The 19,172-nt window shown below is 58.1% G+C and carries 16 protein-coding genes; 10 read left to right on the top strand and 6 right to left on the bottom strand.

All coding sequences use genetic code 11. From position 1 onward, the window contains the following. Nucleotides 1-17 precede the first annotated feature (17 nt). From DX909_RS03935 to DX909_RS03925, 3 genes are all read right to left on the bottom strand, one after another. Complete coding sequence (locus DX909_RS03935) at nucleotides 18-2,822, bottom strand: M16 family metallopeptidase (protein WP_128543774.1); 2,805 nt, start codon at nucleotides 2,820-2,822, stop codon at nucleotides 18-20. A gap of 205 nt (nucleotides 2,823-3,027) precedes the next feature. Then, nucleotides 3,028-3,213, bottom strand: coding sequence for a CsbD family protein (locus DX909_RS03930; RefSeq protein ID WP_128543773.1), 186 nt, complete (start codon nucleotides 3,211-3,213; stop codon nucleotides 3,028-3,030). Between the two features lie 40 nt (nucleotides 3,214-3,253). Beyond that, on the bottom strand, nucleotides 3,254-3,703 hold the full coding sequence (locus DX909_RS03925) for a DUF2147 domain-containing protein (protein WP_128543772.1): 450 nt from the start codon (nucleotides 3,701-3,703) through the stop codon (nucleotides 3,254-3,256). A 163-nt stretch (nucleotides 3,704-3,866) separates the two neighbouring features. Between DX909_RS03925 and DX909_RS03920 the strand changes: the two genes are divergently transcribed. Further along, on the top strand, nucleotides 3,867-4,379 hold the full coding sequence (locus tag DX909_RS03920; protein ID WP_128543771.1) for an acyl-CoA thioesterase: 513 nt from the start codon (nucleotides 3,867-3,869) through the stop codon (nucleotides 4,377-4,379). A gap of 49 nt (nucleotides 4,380-4,428) precedes the next feature. Here DX909_RS03920 and DX909_RS03915 read toward each other — a convergent pair whose 3' ends face one another. After that, nucleotides 4,429-5,889 carry a leucine-rich repeat domain-containing protein gene (locus DX909_RS03915; RefSeq protein WP_128543770.1) on the bottom strand — a complete coding sequence of 487 codons (1,461 nt, stop codon included), beginning with the start codon at nucleotides 5,887-5,889 and terminating at the stop codon, nucleotides 4,429-4,431. 652 nt (nucleotides 5,890-6,541) lie between these two features. On the opposite strand from DX909_RS03915, the gene DX909_RS03910 reads away from it, so the two are divergent. Together DX909_RS03910 and DX909_RS03905 are read left to right on the top strand one after the other, a co-directional pair. After that, on the top strand, nucleotides 6,542-6,901 hold the full coding sequence (locus DX909_RS03910; RefSeq protein WP_128543769.1) for a BlaI/MecI/CopY family transcriptional regulator: 360 nt from the start codon (nucleotides 6,542-6,544) through the stop codon (nucleotides 6,899-6,901). A gap of 40 nt (nucleotides 6,902-6,941) precedes the next feature. Beyond that, nucleotides 6,942-9,149 (top strand): M56 family metallopeptidase, encoded by a 2,208-nt coding sequence (locus tag DX909_RS03905; RefSeq protein ID WP_128543767.1) that lies wholly within the window; start codon nucleotides 6,942-6,944, stop codon nucleotides 9,147-9,149. Between the two features lie 62 nt (nucleotides 9,150-9,211). Here the strand turns inward: DX909_RS03905 and DX909_RS03900 are convergent, their stop codons facing one another. Both DX909_RS03900 and DX909_RS03895 read right to left on the bottom strand, forming a co-directional pair. Beyond that, complete coding sequence (locus DX909_RS03900) at nucleotides 9,212-10,015, bottom strand: sterol desaturase family protein (protein ID WP_128543765.1); 804 nt, start codon at nucleotides 10,013-10,015, stop codon at nucleotides 9,212-9,214. Between the two features lies 1 nt (nucleotide 10,016). Beyond that, nucleotides 10,017-10,976: an L-threonylcarbamoyladenylate synthase gene (locus DX909_RS03895; protein WP_128543763.1), complete on the bottom strand. Its 960-nt coding sequence runs from the start codon at nucleotides 10,974-10,976 to the stop codon at nucleotides 10,017-10,019. Nucleotides 10,977-11,086: 110 nt separating this feature from the next. Here DX909_RS03895 and DX909_RS03890 point away from each other — a divergent pair, with 110 nt between their 5' ends. The 7 genes from DX909_RS03890 (at nucleotide 11,087) to DX909_RS03860 (ending at nucleotide 19,168) form a co-directional block, all read left to right on the top strand. Then, the gene (locus tag DX909_RS03890; protein ID WP_128543761.1) at nucleotides 11,087-11,443 is read left to right on the top strand and encodes a YciI family protein; all 357 of its coding nucleotides are present in this window, start codon (nucleotides 11,087-11,089) and stop codon (nucleotides 11,441-11,443) included. Between the two features lie 2 nt (nucleotides 11,444-11,445). Further along, nucleotides 11,446-12,684 carry an RNA polymerase sigma factor gene (locus DX909_RS03885; protein WP_128543759.1) on the top strand — a complete coding sequence of 413 codons (1,239 nt, stop codon included), beginning with the start codon at nucleotides 11,446-11,448 and terminating at the stop codon, nucleotides 12,682-12,684. Between the two features lie 192 nt (nucleotides 12,685-12,876). Further along, a complete protein-coding gene (locus tag DX909_RS03880) occupies nucleotides 12,877-14,622 on the top strand; it encodes a GMC oxidoreductase (RefSeq protein WP_128543758.1) in 1,746 nt (581 codons plus the stop codon). Nucleotides 14,623-14,625: 3 nt separating this feature from the next. Beyond that, nucleotides 14,626-15,252 (top strand): gluconate 2-dehydrogenase subunit 3 family protein, encoded by a 627-nt coding sequence (locus tag DX909_RS03875; RefSeq protein ID WP_128543756.1) that lies wholly within the window; start codon nucleotides 14,626-14,628, stop codon nucleotides 15,250-15,252. A gap of 54 nt (nucleotides 15,253-15,306) precedes the next feature. Then, on the top strand, nucleotides 15,307-16,398 hold the full coding sequence (locus DX909_RS03870) for a Gfo/Idh/MocA family protein (RefSeq protein WP_128543755.1): 1,092 nt from the start codon (nucleotides 15,307-15,309) through the stop codon (nucleotides 16,396-16,398). 73 nt (nucleotides 16,399-16,471) lie between these two features. Further along, on the top strand, nucleotides 16,472-17,602 hold the full coding sequence (locus DX909_RS03865; RefSeq protein ID WP_164851188.1) for a T9SS type B sorting domain-containing protein: 1,131 nt from the start codon (nucleotides 16,472-16,474) through the stop codon (nucleotides 17,600-17,602). 408 nt (nucleotides 17,603-18,010) lie between these two features. Continuing rightward, the gene (locus tag DX909_RS03860) at nucleotides 18,011-19,168 is read left to right on the top strand and encodes a LamG-like jellyroll fold domain-containing protein (protein ID WP_128543752.1); all 1,158 of its coding nucleotides are present in this window, start codon (nucleotides 18,011-18,013) and stop codon (nucleotides 19,166-19,168) included. The last annotated feature ends 4 nt before the right edge of the window (nucleotides 19,169-19,172 follow it).

Raw genomic sequence — 19,172 nt, 5'->3', positions numbered from 1 at the left:
TTCAGTCTGAAAATAAGTTACTTATTTTTTGCTCCGCCCACACTCGCGGGAGCCTGTTTCTCGGTCAGTTTTTTAGACGCCTTTTCAAAATCACCGGCTTTCACCATCGTCAGCCTGGAGTAATCGATGTATTTCTTCACGGCCGCGTTGACCTGTTCGGGGGTCAGTGCTGCGATTCGTTTCTCCAGCTCGGCGTCGTAGGCGAAGGTGCGCGGTTCCTTTTTGGTTAGGTACTGGGTCCATTTTCCGGCCAGAATGCCGTCCTGCGAACGCTCGACCTGATTGTTCTGGAGGACGGCGGCTTTGGCCGATTTGAGTTCCTCGGCCGTGACGCCTTCCTTCAGCAGTTTTTCCACCTCTTCCCGGAACGCCTGATCCAGCTTTTCGGCGTTTTCCGGGTTATAGATCGCGTAGGAGCCGAAATTGCCGACCTTATCGTTATCGTCGGCGTACAGAAATGACCCGATCCCGTAGCTGATGCCCTCCTTCTGCCGGACCCGGGTGGCCAGCCGGGAGTTCAGAAAGCCGTCGCCGAGAATGTAGTTGGCCATGTAAACGGCCGGAAAGTCCGGGTCGTCGTCGCGCAGCGGGAGCTTCATGCCGGCAACGAACATGGCGTTGGCCTTATCATTGGTCTGGATGGACTTCACCTCCGGCTTGACGTCGGCAAAGAGGGATAACGGGATCCGGGTATACGGTTTGGCGGCTTTCCAGCTGCCCAGGCCGTCGCGGATGGTTTTACGCATAGCGGCTTCGTCGAAGGCCCCGACCACCGCGATGGTGGCGTTCTGGGCGCCGTAGAAATCCTTGTAAAACTGCTTTACCTCCTCCAGCTTGAGCGCCTTGATGGCTTCGATTTCCTCATCGAAGGTCATCGTGTAGAAGGTGTGGCCTTTGGGGTAGGGGTTCATCAGCCGCTCGGCCACGTTCTGGGCAATGGCCTGCGGTTCCTGTTTCTGTGACTCGATGTTTGCCAGGGCTTCCTGCTTCAGCTTCTCGAATTCGGCCGCCGGGAACGTGGAGTTTTTCAGGCAATCCATCACGAGGTTCATCACCGCGGGCAGGTTCTCCTTCGAGGTTTCGATCCGGATGTCGGCCGATTGTCCATAGCCCCACACGCTGGCCTGGGCCTGAAGCCGGTCCAGTTCGTCCCGGATTTGCTGGTAGGTGCGGGTCTTCGTTCCCCGTTCCAGCATCGATGCCGCAAAGCGGGCCGCCAATCCCTTGTTCATCAGGCTCTGTTCATCGCCGTAGCGCAGTCGCAGCGACAGATTGACGGAGTTGCCCCGGGTGGATTTCGGCAGGAGGGCGTATTTAATTCCTAATCCCTCCTGGCCCCGTTTGGTGCGGGCGTCGATGTTGGCCGGGGAGGGGTCGAAGGCTTCTCCGGCCGACAGGCTCTGGTCTCCCTTATAATCTTTTACCATGGCCATCACGTCGGGCGATTCCGGGATTTCGGCGCGGTCGGGTTTCTGGTCCGGGACGAAAACGCCCACGGTCCGGTTGGAAGGTTTGAAGTAAGCTGCGGCCACCCGCTGGACATCGGCCGGGGTTACTTTTTTCAGGCGGTCGCGGTAGAGGAAAATCAGCCGCCAGTCGCCGGCCGCCATCCATTCGCTGAGGTTCAGGCCCACCCGGTCGGCATTCTTGAACATCAGGTCGATGTCTTTCAGGAGTTTGGTTTTGGAACGCTCGACTTCCTCGGCGGTCGGAGCCCGGCGGGCCAGTTCGTCAAAGGTACCGAGCATGAGGGTCCGGGCCGAATCGAGCGACTGTTCCTTGCGGACCTCGGCGTAGAAGTAGGCAAAGCCGGGGTCGTGGAGGGAGGGCGTCCAGCCATACTGGTAGGCGGCTTTCTTGCCTTCCACCAGCGATTTGTACAGCCGGCCGGAAGGTTCATTCGTCAGCAGTTCGACCAGCACGTCGAGTACGGCATAATCGGGATGCGAGCCGGAGGGTGTGTGGTAGGCGCAGGCCACGCCCTGGGTATCGCCGACGCGACGGAGACTGACCGAGCGCTCACCGTCCTGCGTGGGTTCCACGCTGTAGGTTTTAGGCAGCACCCGGGTCGGTTTCGGAATGGGGCTGAAATACTGGTCGATGAGGCCGATGGTTTTCGCTTCGTCGAACTTGCCCGCCACCAGCAGGATGGCGTTGTCCGGCTGGTAGAACTTGCGGTAAAACGCCTGCAGGTTTTCGATAGGAACCTTTTCGATGTCTTCCCGGCTGCCGATGGTCGACTTGCCGTAGTTGTGCCAGAGGTAGGCCGATGCCAGCACCCGCTCCATCAGAACGTACTGCGGGGAGTTTTCACCCATCTCGAATTCATTCCGCACCACGCTGAACTCGGTTTCGAGGTCTTTGGCCGCGATGAACGAGTTCACCATGCGGTCCGATTCGAGGTCGAGCGCCCACTTGAGATTCTCGTCGTTGGCCGAGAAGGTCTCGAAATAGTTGGTGCGGTCGTACCAGGTGGTGCCGTTGGGCCAGCAGCCGTGTTCGGTTAGTTCCTGCGGGATGTTCTTGTGTTTGGTGGAGCCTTTGAAGACCAGGTGTTCGAGCAGGTGAGCCATGCCGGTTTCGCCGTAGCCTTCGTGCCGGGACCCCACGAGGTAGGTCATGTTCACCGTGACGGTCGGTTTGGAGGGATCGGGAAACAGCAGGACCCGCAGGCCGTTTTTCAGCTGGTATTCGGTGATCCCTTCCACGGAGGTTACTTTTGTCACGCCCTCGGGCAGGTTCTGGGCGGAAAGGAAGTGAAAGTGGAGCAGGCCGGCCGCCAGAACCGGCAGCCATCGGGCCTTGAAGCGTTGAGGAAGCATACGGTAAAGGTGAAAGCGTTAAGGAACTGTGGAAGTAAAGGAAGGTATAATTACACGATTCTCACCGCATTAGCAAGGCGGGAGGGGGGCAATGAGGGAGATTTAACAAAAATTAGGGCCGACCCGGTTTTCTCAGCGTCGAACTCCCTGAAAATGAAAAGAGACAGCCCGAAAGCTGTCTCTTTTCATTATGGGCCATTTTTGCTTAAAGGTCGGCAATGGCTTTCCGGATTTCGTCTTTTGTTTTACCGGTTTTCTGCTGGAGCTTGCCCCACATTTCGTCCTGCTGGCCTTCCTCGTAGGCCAGGTCGTCGTCGGTCAGGTCGCCGTAGGCTTGTTTGATTTTGCCTTTCAGCTCATTCCAGCCGCCTTTCATGGTTGTCTCGTTCATGGCAATTATAAGGTTTTAACGTGAGTAATTAACCCTATAACTATTTTACCCGGGTCCATGTTTGCGTATTGCCCAGGAGGGAAATGCCGATATACCCGCGGACATCGAGAATATTGGGGGTGCGCATGGTCATCTTGCAGCTGTATTCCTTGCCGTCTTCCGGGTTGTAGATTTTGCCGTCTTCCCAGACATTCTTTCCGTCATACATGAAGCCCTTCATGACGTCGAGACCGAGAATGGGGCGGTTGCGGAGCACGGCCAGGCTGTTCTTCCGGTCGGTTTTGGGTTTACCCGTCTGGGGGTCGTTGGGTTCTCTCAGCCAGACGATTTTCCCATAGTAGGCATCTCCCTGTTTGTAAATCTGCACATGACCGCGCCGGGTCCCGTTCAACCAGGTGCCCAGAACGGCGTCCGGGTCGAAGGTAGGAGTAAAGCCGCAGAAGGTAATTAAAAGGGTAAGCGAATAGGCAAGCGTACGTAAGGTTTTCATAGGTGCTGCATGTACGAAATTTTCTTTCTCAAAAATTGTCGTTTTTATGGTAAAAATAGCAAAAAACAAGGTAACCGAAAAGTAGGGAACGGAATACAGGACGAGGATTGTTGGTATTTTTGCCCAAAAAAGTCTTAAGCGGTATTCCATCCCCCATTTGTCCATGATCATTCTCGATCCCAGCAAAACCTATCCGACTGAAACCGAATCCCGTGTGATGATCCGTTTCCAGGATTGCGACCCTCTTCAGCATCTTAACAATTCAAAGTATTTCGATTATTACTTCAATGCCCGCGAAGACCAGGTTGCCAAACTCTATAACTTCAGTCTGTTGCAGTTGTTTCGCGAGTACAATACCTCTTGGGTGGTGTATCAGCATCAAATCGCTTATGTCCGCCCGGCTATGGTCAGCGAATGGATCCGGATTCGGTCGAGGCTGATTTATTGCAACGAAGATACGCTCGTCACCGAGTACTATATGACCGATGACGGGGGCAAACAGTTGAAAAACGTCCTGTGGATGACTTCTAAATATGTGAGCGTCCTGACCGGCAAGAGGATCCCGCACTCCCCCGAAGTGATGGATTTCCTGAACACCATCTGCGTCCGCGACGTCGATTTCCACAACCTCAGCTTCAACGAACGCATCAAACAGATCAAAAAAGCAGTAGAATGATCGAATGTTAACATTCACTCATTCAAAATTCAATCATTCTACAATTCCATTAGTATTGCACTTCCGTGCGGTTTCCTTCTAGCTGCCGGATCACGGGCAGCGCGGCCGTGGCCTGGTTGCCGTCAAGGGCCGGATTTCCGCGCAGATACAATTTCCGGAGGTTTTTGAGCCGGCCGAGAGACGGAGGCAGCTGGGCCAGGCGATTGTGGCCCAGGTTGAGATCTTCCAGGGCGGAAAGGCCGGCAAGATGGTCGGGAATTTGGGTAAAGGCGTTGTCGCTGATGTCCAGGATTTGCAGTTTGCGCAGCTTCCGGATGCTTTTCGGGAGCGCGCTCAGAGAATTATGGTGCGTATAGAGGGTATGGAGGGAGCGTAGTTTTCCGATCCGTTTCGGTAAAGCAGCCAGGCGGTTGTGCGACACGGCCAGTTGCTGCAGCCGGCGCAGTCGACTCAGTTTTTCAGGCAGCCCCCGGATCTGGTTGTAATACAGATCAAGCACTTCCAGCCGCTTCAGCCGACCGAGGGAGGAAGGCAATTCGGAGAGGTTCGAGCGGTACAGGTTGAGGTCGTTCAGATGCCGGAGCCTGCGGAGGAGCCGTATATCCAGTCCTTTCGACAGATCGTTGTATCCCAGCCACAGGCTCGTCAGCCCCCGGTTTTCCAGAATTGCCTTCGGGATGGTGGTCAGGCCGGTTCGTTGCAGATTGAGAACTTTTAAGTGGTCGTTCGGCACCCCTTTCAGCCCCTCGTTCCCCAGCGGGTTTCCCGTCAGGTTGAGTTGCCGGAGTTTGGGAATACCGAAGACTTTTGCCGGGATTTTCGTCAGGGCATTGTTGCTCAGGTCCAGATCTTCCAGATTCGGAAACCGGTAAATTTCCTCCGGAACGGTATTCAGTCCCAGACTATTGAGGGCCAGCAACCGAACCGTGTCGGGCCGGTCGGTTTTCCGGGCGTCTTCCAGAGTCGCCATGATGCCCGGTCCCCGGCGGGGACGGCGGGGGGCGGAGACAAGTTTTCCGATCGGCACATTCATTCCCAGCCGGAACGGCCGTTCCACCGTCACCGGAAGCCGGTAATCCGCCATCCAGCGGCACACCAGCGCCCGCATCGGCTCCTGCGCATTCTGGACGGCCGTGTCCGGCCGGTTCCCCAGAACGGCAAGAAAGAAGCTTCCCTGCCGGATCGAGCCGTCCGGATTTCCATATAGGGTTAGCATCAGATCATAGGCGCCGTCCTGAAGCAGGCCGGCTTTCCTGAACTCCTCCCGAACGGCATTGGTTACTTCCGAATAAATCCCGGCCATCTTTTTCTCGCCTTCGGTTTTCTCCCAATCCATCCGAATGCCCGGCGACCGGGTCCGGTTTCCCGGGTCTACCTGATCGGCCAGAAGGGTATATTGTCTGGCCAGTTGGGCGGCTACCTTATCATGTTCCTCCCGGCTCAGGCAAACCGGTTGGGCCAACGTCCGAAGGCAAAGCAGCAGGCAAAAAAGAGTTATGGTGAGTTTCATGGGTTTCAGGGGTTTGAACTTCTCAGTCTTTCATCTAACGATAATTATAGTTTTATTGATTGAAGTTTGCAAGCTTTTTTATTCCCGGGAAGCAAGGGGTTCTCTGGACCACCTCCGGGGAAGCGTCAGTCAGAACCGTGAGGGCGGTATTTTCCATCCCGACCGGTTTGTCCTTCCGCATGTTTGTCATCCCGACGCAGGAGGGACCCTGTGCCTCGGGGCTCAGGCAGATGGGCCATGCGTAGCCACAAACGTCCTCCTGCGTCCGGAGACCACCCCCCGCCCCGCAACGGCGGCCCGGCCTCCTTGCTAAGGTGGGGGTAGCTTCGCGATCTCTGGAAACTGGCGGAGCACTCCCCCTCCTTAGCAAGGAGGGGGTCGGGGGGTGGTTCTCCGTTTCGGCACCCACTCAGACCGGATCGCCCTGCTCCAGGATCCCTCGTTCCTCGGGATGACAAAGCTCCGCGATGACCAAGCCTTCCCCAAACAACCTCTGAAGGGAAACACTTTTTAACTTTTATTACGAAAAAATTCGTAGATAAAGCTTGACATCTACGAAATGATTCGTATACCTTTGTTACGAAGCCTTTCGTAATGCTTGACAGGCCGCGTCCGAACCGTTGAACAACATCAGGTTACTTCCAGTCCGATTATGAAACCGACCGAATCCGAACTCGAAATTTTACAGGTACTCTGGGAGAAAGGTCCCAGCACCGTCCGCCAGGTGAACGAGCAGCTCAACCAGGCGAAGGAGGTGGGATACACCACCACCCTCAAACTGATGCAGATCATGCATGAGAAGGCAATCCTGAGCCGTACCGAGGAGGGGAGATACCACGTTTATGAGGCTCTCCTGAGTGAAGAGGAGACGCAGAAGCACCTGATCGACCGGTTTGTGGATACCGCCTTCCGGGGATCGGCCATGAAGCTGGTCATGCAGGCCCTGGGCAACAGCAAGGCAACCCCCCAGGAACTCGATGAACTGAAACGACTGATCGACCAATTGAAATAACCGCCCGGCGAACCCCGATCCGCCCTTAAAAAACAAGGCTATGACGACATTTTCTGACTTTTTCGCGGAGCCGATGGTGGTTGCCCTGGGATGGGCCCTCCTCCACTCGATCTGGCAGGGAACCGCCCTTACGCTCGGGGCTGCCCTGCTGCTGCGTCTGACCCGGTTCCGGCCTGCGGCCGTGAGGTATACCATCGCGATGGGAGCTATGGCCCTTCAGATGCTGCTCTTTCTGGGAACGATGGCTGTCTGTCACAGTCCCGGCCGGAGCCTGACCATGATGCCGGATGGCCGCCGGGTGGCCCTCGTCTGGCAGGCGGCCGAAACCGGAATGGCGTCTTCGGCCACCTCCTGGCTTTCCGGCCTCAACCACTTTTTCAACCAGTATCTGCCGCTGGTGGTCGGGTTCTGGATTCTGGGGGCCGGTATGCTCCTGGTCCGGCTCATCGGGGGGTGGATGATGGTCCAGCGCCTGACCCGGCAGGGCGTCCGGCCCGCTCCCGAAGCCTGGTCGACTTACCTGAAACAGTTGGCCGCCGACCTCGGCGTTTCAAAAACGGTCCGGCTGATAGAGTCCGCCGAAATCCCGGTTCCGATGACCATCGGCTGGCTTAAACCGGTGGTATTGCTTCCGGTCGGTCTGCTGACCGGCCTGTCTCCCCGGCAGCTGGAAGCCGTTCTGGCCCACGAACTGGCCCACATTTACCGATACGACTACCTGATCAATATCCTTCAGTCCGTCGTGGAAGTGGTCTTTTTCTTCCATCCGGCCACCTGGTGGCTTTCGGCCCGGGTGCGGGAGGAACGCGAACACTGCTGCGACGACGTGGCGATCCGGCTGTGCGGTGACCGGACGAGTCTGGCGCAGGCGCTGGTCCATATCGAGGAACGCCGGCAGGCCAGTCTGTCGGCTCCGGTCCTCGCCATGGCGTTCGGAGCCCGCCGACAGTCGCTGCTCCAGCGGGTAAAGCGCGTGATCGGGATCGCCGAGGAAAAACCGGCTCTGAACAGCAACGGAATCGCCGTTGCCGTCTGCCTGCTCCTTTTCGCGGGTCTGGTGGTGGGGCAGCAGGTCCGCAAACCGGCCGGGTCCGGTACCCGGCGAACCGATCGCGATACCACCATTCAGGTCACGGAGAAAATTGAAGTGAAGACAGGGGAAACCTACCGGATCGAAACGGACCCGAACGGAAAAAAGGTCATCCTTACCGTGGAGAACGACACGCTGGACCCGAAGGTCGAGGAACAGATTCGGGTAAATCTGGAACGGCACGAAATGGAAATGGAACGGCTCGACCGTGAATTGCAGAAACTGGAAGTGCCCCTGTCCCGGCTCGATCAGGAAATGAAGCTCCAGGACGAAGCGATGAAGCGGTCCGATCAGGTTATGCGTCAGGAAGTAGAGAAAATGCGCCGGATTCAGGTCGAAATGGATCGAAAGTTACAGGAGGCCGCTACGCTGGAAATGAAACGCGGGCAGGGTAAAAACGGACTGACGGCCGCCGAAATGAAACGACTCCGGCAGGTCGAGGAAGAGATTGCGATGAACCAGAAACGGCTCGAACAAATGAACGAGCGGGAAATAAACGGCCTGCATGAGAAACTCCGGGAATTGACGGAGGAAAAACTGCGGGTGCTGCACGACTCGATGGGCGCCTTTTCAGAACGGGCCTCCCGGATTATCGAAGAATCGGCCCGGCACCTGAACGAGGTGCAGCAGCTGCATCTGCAATTGAACCGGATCGATACGCTTGAAATGCCGGAACCGCCCGAAGCCCCGGAACCGGCTCCGGCCATCGCCCCCGTGCCCCCCGCGACCCCGCGCCCGGCCAAAGTCCCGAAAAGTCCGAAACCGGCCCCGGCCGGGGTAAAAGGGGCCTACTGGTACAACGGTAAACGGTATGACAGCCCGGCTGATATGCCCCGCCCCCCGAAGCCGGCTTCTCCGGCGGAACCGGCCGTCGTTGCCGACCTGCCTGAACCGGCCATCGCCCCGGTTGCACCGCAGGCACCGGAGGTTCCCGATGCCCCGGCGGCTCCGGCCCTGGCACCGGCACGTCGATCCGGCCGTGCGGCAAGCCCGGGCTTGGAGCCCGCCCGCCCGACGAGGGTGAAGTTCAAATCCAAGGGGACATCGGGAAAACGGGCCGGGGCTACCTGGAAGTCCGGCCCGGCGCCCGCCAAAGCAGCTACCAAAACCTCCTATAACTTTTCCGAAAAACCACTGCCGGCCGGCAGGGTAGCCTGAAACCAGTGCTGAGGTGATGCCGGAACGGTATGTCCGGAAAGAAGTGAGGAACCACCGGGTTTTCAGGAATCCGAGGGGATCTTCGCTTCTTTTTTTGGTCCGGTCTTCTGCCGGAACAGTCTGATAAAATCCGGACTTTCAGTGTTCATCCACTTGTCCCAGAACGTAAAGTACAGCCCGTAGTTGAACCGGAACTGGGAGTGATGCAGGCTGTGGTGGGTCGCGCCGATGAGCCACCGGCCGAACCAGTGGTTGTTGAAATCCCGGGGGTAGATTTCGGTATTCAGGTGGTTGATGGCCGAGGTGGTGGTCATGATGGTGAGAATCAGGGCGATGGCCGACAGGTGCAGCGGCATCAGGAACGCCATGGCCGGGATAAATACCGCCTGAAGCAGGCTCTCCAGGGGGTGAAACGAAAATGAGGTCCAGGCCGAGGTGGTAATGCTTTCGTGGTGGGTCTTGTGGAGCCACCGGTATACCCCCGGCCGGTGCATCCACCGGTGCAGCCAGTAATAGTACGTCTCGTGCAGGAACAGCACCAGCGGAATGCTCACCACATACCAGAGCAGCGGGTAGTCGCCCAGGTCCAGGTAGATCCGGGTTAGGCCCATCTGCCAGGCCAGCACCAGGCCCATGCCGATAGCGGTGAAAATGAGCGAGGTCAGCAGCGACCAGCCGATTTCCCTGCCCACCTGCCCGGCCCGGCGGGGGCGGTTCTGCACCTCACGTTCGGCGAACCGGTGACGGAAAGACACTTTGAATACCCAGTAAAATACGGCGGCAAACAACAGATACCGCCCGAAAATACCGCAGAAGAGAAAAAACGCGGTCGACCAGAAAACCGCAGGTTCAGTGAAGTCAGGCATATTACAGTTTCACGGCGGCCCGGCGCAGTCGGTCGTTGACGGCGCGGCCCAGTCCCATATCCGGTAACAATTCTGCAACGATAATGTCTATGTTCATTGCGTCCAGCGAACGCATGGCAGCAAAAAGATGACGGGCGGCCTCGGTTTCATCGCCCGCCGGGGAAAGAATCTGCTGCTGCTCGGCTGGGATCAGGGGCGAAATATGCCGGAAGGCCAGCACGCCGATTCGCTCCGGCAGATGGTCTTTCAGGGCCGCTTCCGGAGTCTGAAGCACCACCGGGATGCGTGGAGCGTAGTGACTGCTGAGCATCCCCGGCGCCTTCGGGTTGGAGGTCGAATGGCTCCGAACCGACACCTTCCCGACCACCTTTTCCAGCTGTTCGAGCGACATTCCTCCCAGCCGGTACACGACCGGGCCGCCTTCCGAAAAACCGATGATCGTGGATTCGATACCGACCTGAGAAGAGCCTCCGTCGAGTACGTAGGGGATCTGATCGCCGAGCTGGTCGACGACATGGCCGGCCGCGGTCGGGCTGATGTATCCGAACGGGTTGGCGCTCGGAGCGGCCAGCGGAAAGTCGAGACGGGCCAGCAGCTGGAGGGTCAGCGGATGGTTGGGAATTCGAACGGCTACATGATCCAGCCCGGAGGTCACCAGATCGGGAATGACCGGCTTTTTGGGAAGCAGCAGGGTGAGCGGCCCCGGCCAGAAGCGGTCCGCCAGCCGACGGGCAGGGTCAGGAAGGGTTTTGACGAACTGTTCCACTTTCCCGAGCGTATCCGTGTGCACGATCAGCGGGTCGAAGGAAGGCCGGTTTTTAACCCGGAAAATTTTCAGGACGGCCTCCGGGTCCAGGGCGTTGCCGGCCAGACCGTATACCGTTTCGGTCGGAATACCGATCACCTCCCCGGCTTCGAGTAATTTCTTTGCGGTTTCAATATGGGTTCCGGTTTCAGCCATGCCGCAAAGGTACAGGATAAAATTTTTTTTATTTACGTGTCCGGTTTGCGTTTCCCCGTTCGTCTTAAGGAGGAAAATCAACTTGTTCACTTTCAAACCACCTGTTTATCATGGAAAAATTCATGCTCGTCTTCCACAGTTCGAACTCGGCCGAACTCGAATTCAACCAGAAATCGCCTGAACAGATCCAGGCCGAAATTGAAAAATGGAACCAATGGATCGGCGGTATCGCGGCCCAGGGCAAACTCATCGGAACCGAAGCCCTGCTCCCGAGCGGGAAGGTGATGACCGAAGGAGGTAAGGTGGTGACCGACGGGCCGTACACCGAAGGCAAGGAAATCGTCGGCGGTTACCTGGTTATGACGGCCGAATCCTTCGACGAAGCGGTTTCACTGGCGCATGGCTGCCCGCATTTCGAGGGGCCGGGTAATTCGGTGGAAGTCCGGCAGATCATGAATTTTGCCTGAAGATGACCGAACCCACTCAGCTGGTCGCACATCTGTTTCGGCACGAAGCGGGCCGGATCGTATCCGTGCTGACCCGCCTGCTGGGGTTCGACCGGGTCGAACAGGCCGAGGACATTGTTCAGGATACGATGGTTCAGGCTCTCAGGACCTGGCCCTTCAACGGCATCCCGGACCATCCCTCGGCCTGGCTCTACCGGGTGGCCCGAAACCGGGCCTTGGACCTGCTTCGGCGGGAAAAGCAGTTTCGGGAAATCAGCGGAGAAATGGCCCGGGAAAGCCGGGAGGAGGAAGCCATGTTCGAGCGGTATTTTTTCGAGGAGGAGATTACGGACAGCCAGCTCCGGATGCTGTTTGCCTGCTGCCATCCTTCCCTGGCCTTTGAAGCGCAGGTAACGATGTGCCTGAAAATCCTCTGCGGGCTGAGCGTCCGGGAAATCGCCGGCGCCTTCCTGACCGGCGAGGAAACCATCACCAAACGGCTCTATCGGGCCAAAGAGAAAATCCGCAATGACGAAATCCGGCTTGAAGTGCCGTCCGGCCCTCAGCTCCCGGCCCGGCTGCGCTCCGTCCTGAAAAGTCTGTATCTGTTATTCAACGAGGGCTATAATTCGTCCCATCCCGACATGCTTATCCGCCAGGACCTGTGTTCGGAGGCCATGCGGCTCAACCTGCTTCTGACCCGGCACCCGCTCACCGACGCCCCGGCCGCCGGTGCCCTGCTGGCCCTGATGTGCTTTCAGGCCGCCCGCTTCGATGCCCGCACCTCCGGCGAAGGCGACGTGATTCTGCTGGAAGATCAGGACCGGACCCGCTGGAACCCCGACCTGATCGAGCGCGGCAGGCAATACCTGGCCCGGTCGGCGGAAGGGGAGGAGCTGACCGAGTACCATCTGGAGGCCGCCATCGCCATGCAGCACTGCGTAGCCCCGGATTTTGCCTCTACCAACTGGACCCTTATTCTTCAGTATTACGACCTACTGCTGGAAAGGAAACCGACCCCCGTCGTGGCCCTGAACCGGGCGGTGGCCCTGGCCCGGGCCGAAGGGCCGATGGAAGCCCTGATCACGGTCCTTCAGATCCAGGGGCTGGAGAAAAATCAGTATTACCACGCGGTCCTGGGTGACCTCTACGAACAGACCCGCCAGCCCGACCGGGCCGGACCGCACTATCGGATGGCCCTGGAACTGACCACCTCCGGTCCCGAAAAACGACTGCTGGAGCAGAAACTCCTGCGGATTTGATACCGCACCCCTCCTTTTCTTCCCCTGAAGTCCGTCCGGACTTCCGGCGTATCCGGTTTTGGCCCCACCTCATGACTTTTTGAGGAATCGGCTGTATTCTGCCCTTAACTATAGATTGTTTGCGGTAATCATAGTACTTTTAGGCTGCTTTATAGTAACAAAACAGTGATCTCCTCACTAAACCTTAATTCAATGGACATTCCTCAGATTAAAAAGGCTCCGAAGGTTTATGATGTTGCCATTATAGGCTCCGGAGCCGGGGGCGGAATGGCAGCTTATCAACTTTCCAAGGCCGGGGCCAACGTTGTCCTGCTCGAAGCAGGCGGCTATTACGACCCGGCCGACCCCAAGTACATTACCCAGCTGAAATGGCCGTACGAATCTCCCCGTCGGGGTGCCGGAACCACCCGCGCCTTCGGTGATTTCGATGCAGCCTACGGCGGATGGGAAATTGAAGGTGAACCTTACTCAGCGGTAAAAGGAACCGAATTTCACTGGTTCCGTTCGCGGATGCTCGGCGGACGGACCAACCACTGGGGCCGTATTTCTCTGCGTTTCGGCCCGGACGACTTCAAGCGCAAATCCATGACCGGTATCGGAGAAGACTGGCCCCTCGGCTACGACGATTTTGCTCCGTACTACGACAAGGTCGATAAACTGATCGGGGTATTCGGCTCAAAGGAAGGTCTGAAGAACGAACCGGACGGTATCTTTCTGCCGCCCCCGAAACCCCGACTGCACGAACTGATGCTGAAAAAAGCCGGCAAGAACATCGGTATCCCGGTGATACCGTCGCGGCTTTCGATCCTGACCAAAACCATCAACAACGAACGCGGAGCCTGTTTCTACTGCGCCCAGTGCGGCCGGGGCTGTCAGGCCTACGCCGACTTTTCGTCCTCGTCGGTGCTCTGTATTCCGGCCGTGAAAACCGGCAAGGTCACGCTGATCAACAATGCCATGGCCCGCGAAGTCCTGACCGACGCCAAAACCGGGTTGTCGACCGGCGTTTCCTACGTCGATACGGTTTCGATGACCGAGCAGACCGTGCAGGCCAAGGTCGTGGTGCTGGCCGCCAGTACGTGCGAAACCGCCCGGCTGCTGCTGAATTCCAAATCAGCCCGCTTCCCCAACGGTCTGGCCAACTCCAGCGGAGTGGTCGGCAAGTACCTGAACGACTCCACTGGCGCTTCCCGGGGTGCGTTTATCCCGGCGTTGATGGACCGCAAGCGCTACAACGAGGACGGGGTCGGCGGGATGCACGTCTTTACCCCCTGGTGGCTCGACAACTCCAAACTCGACTTCCCGCGCGGCTACCACATCGAGTACGGGGGCGGTATGGGCATGCCGATGTACGGGTTCGGGATGGGCATCGAAGGGCTGAACGGCAAGGTAGCAGGCCGCGACGGCAAGATGAAACCGGCCGGCGGCTACGGTGCGGGTCTGAAAGATGACTACCGGCGGTTCTACGGCGCCTACATCGGGATGGCCGGTCGCGGTGAGCCGGTGCCTCTGGAGAGCAACTACTGCGAAATCGACCCGAACACGGTCGATAAGTACGGGATTCCGACGCTGCGGTTCAACTACAAATGGTCGGATGCCGAGGTCAAGCAGGCCAAGCACATGCAGGATACCTTCGAAGAGATCATTCATGCCCTGGGCGGGATGCCGATGGGCAACAAACCCGGTCCGGAAAACAACTACGGTCTGGAAGCGCCCGGAAAGATCATCCACGAAGTCGGTACCGCCCGGATGGGCAGCGACCCGAAAAACTCGGTGCTGAACAAATACTCGCAGGCTCACGACGTCAAGAACCTGTTCGTGGTCGATGCGGCCGCATTCCCTTCACAGGGCGATAAAAACGTGACCTGGACCATCCTGGCCAACTCCTGGCGGGTATCCGATTACATCATCGATCAGGTTAAACAGAAGAATATCTAAGCTATGAAACGGAGAGATTCTCTTAAAACCATAACCCTGAGCAGCTTAGGTCTGGCCGGCCTGAACCCCCAGATCGCGGCTGCCGAGACGCTGACGCCCCCCGACGTCAAACCGGTGAAAATTCCGGGCGGCCGTCAGAAATTTGAGGCCGAGCGCGACGCGAAGCTGATGGCGGAGAAATTTTTCACCCCGCAGGAGCTTCAGACCCTGACCGTTCTTTCGGACATCATCATTCCGGCCGACAGCCGGTCGGGGAGTGCCTCGCAGGCCGGGGTTCCGGCGTTCATCGAGTTCATGGTGAAAGACCAGCCGCGGCTCCAGACGCCCTTCCGGGGCGGCCTCCGCTGGCTCGACAACCAGATGGTGAAACGCTACGGCAAGAAGTTCGCCGAATGCCTGAAAGCCCAGCAGATCGAGATGGTCGAGCTGATCGCCTATCCCGAAAAAGCGACGCCGGAGGTAAGCCAGGGCGTATCTTTCTTCAACCTGATGCGTGGTTTTACGGCCACCGGCTTTTTTACCAGCCAGATGGGCATCAAGGACATCGGTTACATGGGGAACACCCCCAACCAATGGGAAGGCCCGCCGGCCGATGTGCTCAAGCAGTACGGTCTGACCGGAAACGAATAACCATTCCACCCGGCACCCGGTTTGACGGGTGCCGGGTTTTAACTTCTGACCCTTATGGCTTCACGTCGAATATTCCTTCAGCAGGCGGGGCTGGTAGCGGCCTCCGTCGCCTATTCCCCGCTGACCCTCGCCGGATGGCAGAAAAAAGACCGGCTGGGCATCGCCCTGGTGGGTCTGGGTTACTACAGCACCGACCTTCTGGCCCCTGCCCTTCAGCAGACGAAAAAATGCTACCTTGCCGGGATCGTAACCGGCACCCCCTCCAAGGCGGAGCAGTGGATGAAGAAGTATAACCTCCCGGAAAAGAACGTCTACAACTATCAGAACTTCGACCAGATCGCCAACAACAAGGACATCGATGTGGTCTATGTCGTGCTGCCGCCTTCCATGCACCGGGAGTACGTCATCCGGGCCGCGAATGCCGGAAAGCACGTCTGGTGTGAAAAACCGATGGCCATCACCGAACGGGAATGCCAGGACATGATCGACGCCTGTCGCAAGAACAAACAGAAGCTCGCCATCGGCTACCGGCTTCAGCATGAGCCGAATACCAAGCAGTACGTCAAACTCCTGCGGGACGGAAAAATCGGAAAAATCAAGACCGTCAACTGTGCGGCCGGGTACGTCGAAAACCGCACCAACCACTGGAAGCAGAAAAAGGAACTCGGCGGGGGCGTCATGTACGATATGGGTGTTTATTCGCTGCAGGGAGCACGGCTGGCCACCGGGGAAGAACCCATTTCGCTGACGGCCGAACAATCGACCAGCCGGCCGGAAATTTACAAAAACGGGCTGGATGAGACTTCCGTGGCCCGCCTGGTATTTCCGAGCGGGGCCGTGGCCAACATCAGGACCAGCTTCGGCCAGAACGTCAACTATCTGAAAGTGGTGGGCGAAAAAGGAACCCTGAATATGGAGCCGTATTCGGCCTACGCCGGGGTGAAAGGAGAAGCCACGGGCGGGATTGTCATCGACCATCCGTATCAGGTGCCCTGGCAGCAGGCCAACCAGATGGACGACGATGCCGACCACATCCTGAACAACCGGGCCATGCCCGTGCCCGGAGAAGAAGGTCTGAAGGACATCCGGATCGTGGAAGCGATTTACCGGGCGGCCAAATCCGGCCAGTCCGTGAAACTGACCTGAAGCTTTAGAAACCGGAGCCATGAAAACCGCCAGGACCGCAAAGAGTTTACTCTGCGTTCTTTGCGGTTTTTTTATGCTTTTTGCCGTACCCGCGGTTCTGGCCCAGCCGGATCAGTGCACCCCCGCAGCCGGAACCTTCACCGGCTCTCTGTACGTAACGCCGGGCATCGGCTGCGTTCCCCTGCGGGTGAAAACCGCGAGTGGGTTGAAAGACGCCCGAAATATCCGCTATGTCTATGATTATCAGGGCGGAGCGGTCCGTCCGGCTCAGATTACGACCGATTCCGTCTACACCTACCGACTGCCGGGTCTGTACCGGATTCTACAACTGTCTGAACACGAAGGGCGGCAATTGGTAGCCTGTTCGATCGTGCAGGTGTACGACACCCTGCCGCCCGAGGTGTCCGTTCAATCCTGCGGAAACCGGGTTTCTCTCTCTATCCCGAACGCGGCCCGGTACCAGTACGATTTTTACCGGGTCGATTGGGGCGATGGCCGGACCGACTCCCTGGACGGCCTTCGACCCTCGGCGGTCCATCGTTTCACCGGCGACGACCGCCGGGTCATTGCGGTGCAGGGGGTTCATAAATACGGGAATTGCGGGGGCACGACCCGGCTTTCGTTCCGGCCGTCCACTTCCGGGCAGGTTCCGGAAATCGCAGCGGTCAGTCGGGTCGGTGCAGGGGAACTGGCCCTTCAGATTCGGAATCCGGGCGGGCGGGCGTTTCGCGTCGAACAGCGGCTTCCGGGCGGTTCGTTCCGGGCCGGTGCTGAAATTTTCGAGATCGAAAACGGTGCGGTTCGTTTCCCGGCGGAGGTCGCCCAGGTGGTCTGCTTCCGCCTGTCGTCGGTGGATACCTGTTCGGTGAATCGGTATTCTCCGGAAGTCTGTTATGTGCCCCCAGCGCCGGAGCCCCCGGCCTCAGCGGATTCGGCCTTTTTTGTTCCCGACGCCTTTTCACCGAATGGAGACGGCATCAACGACCGGTTTGCTCCGCTGGCCGAGGGAATCTCCGCCTACCGGCTCACCGTGTTCAACCGCTGGGGCGAGGTGGTTTTCCGGGCCACCGAAACCTCCGACGGCTGGGACGGCACCCGACAGGGAATTGCCCTCCCTGCCGGTTCTTATGCCTACCGGCTGGAGATCACCCGGGTGGGTAAACGCCCCCTGGAAAAACGTGGCTCCGTGCTTCTGGTCCGGTAAAATTGGTTTCGGGAAGCGCCATTCTCCTCTCCTTTCAATCTGATCTCCCTTTTCTTTTGTCATCCCGAATCTATTGCCATCCCACCCTGTCGGGATGACAAACCGGGCATGATGGAAAACCGGGAGTGATGACAAACCCATCGGGATGACTTAACCGGTCGGAAGACAATGCCCAACTTTGGGTCGCAGAGCGACCGAATGTTTAAAGCTATCGATAGACGGCAACCCTCGACGTAGTGCCTTCAGGCACTTCACCACTTCCCCGGACGACCTCTTAACCGACCGTTGAACTTGCCTAATGCTATTCATTTACAGTGAGTTGAAATTTGGACGAACTTGCCGTACTTCTGAACGGGGCTCCTGAAAGCCAATGCGGAGCTTTACCGGTAAACGTAACCGGCAATTCTCATGAATCTTGTTCATCGTACCGGGCTGGTCCTGGCCCTCCTGATTTCCCTTCCCGCTTTTGCCCAGAAAAACAAATCGGCCGCGCGAGCCGTGGCCGCATCACCCGCTGAAATCCGGGTTCCGATGGAGGCCGGCCGCTGGGAGTTTCCACCGGAAAAGGCCCGGTTTCTGGAGCACAAAGCCGTCCCGGCGCTGCAGCTCCTGACCAGTTCGGACCGGGTGGTGCTGAAAGACCTCAACTTTTCCAACGGCACCATCGAGTTCGACATGGAACCCGAAGACCCGAATTTTGCCGGAATTTATTTCCGCCGTCAGAACGACCAGGAAAGTGAATATTTCTACCTGCGGGTTGACGGGGGTGTAGACCCCGGCATCCGCTGGGCGATCCAGTATGCGCCCATCCTCAAAGGGGTCAACCTCTGGGACATGCTGGAATATTATCAGGGTCCGGGGTCATTCCGGCGCAATCAGTGGAACCACGTCAAACTGGTCATTTCGGGCGAACAGATGCGGGTGTACATCAACGACCTGAACCGCCCGGCCCTCGAAGTGCCGAAGCTGGAAGGCAATACGAAGGAGGGCGGTCTGGCCTTTCAGGGGAAAGCCGTCATTGCCAACCTCGTGGTCAAACCGCAGGCCGTCGAGGGGCTGGCTCCCACGGCCGGTATCGACCCCACCGCCCACGACCCGCGCTACCTTCGGAAGTGGTCGGTCACCCAGCCGGTATCGATGCCTTACGGACAGGAACTGACCGGAAAAGATCTTCCTACGGCCGAAACCGCCTGGGAGCCGGTCGAAGCCGAACGCCGGGGGCTGGTCAATCTGACGCGCCGGTTCGGCAAAACGGAGGGCCGCCGTCTGATCTGGCTCCGGACGCGCATCACCGCCAAAACCGATGAAAAACGCCGGCTGGATTTCGGGTTCAGCGACGAAGTCTGGGTCTTCGTCAACCGGCAGCCGGTTTATTTTGATAAGAACCTGTACGGGCAGCCCATCATGAAAAAGCCGGGGGGACGCTGTTCCGTCGAAAACTCCTCCTTTGAAGTGCCCCTGAAGGCCGGTGAAAATGAAATGCTGATTGCGCTGACCAACGACTTCTTCGGCTGGGGCCTCATCGCCCGGATGGAAAACGCTGAAGGGATCACCATCGAGCGATGAGTAG

It is taken from the genome of Larkinella soli, assembly GCF_003703975.1.
In the GTDB taxonomy this organism is placed as follows: Bacteria; Bacteroidota; Bacteroidia; order Cytophagales; family Spirosomataceae; genus Larkinella; species Larkinella soli.
This window is presented reverse-complemented; position numbering and strand designations above follow the sequence as displayed.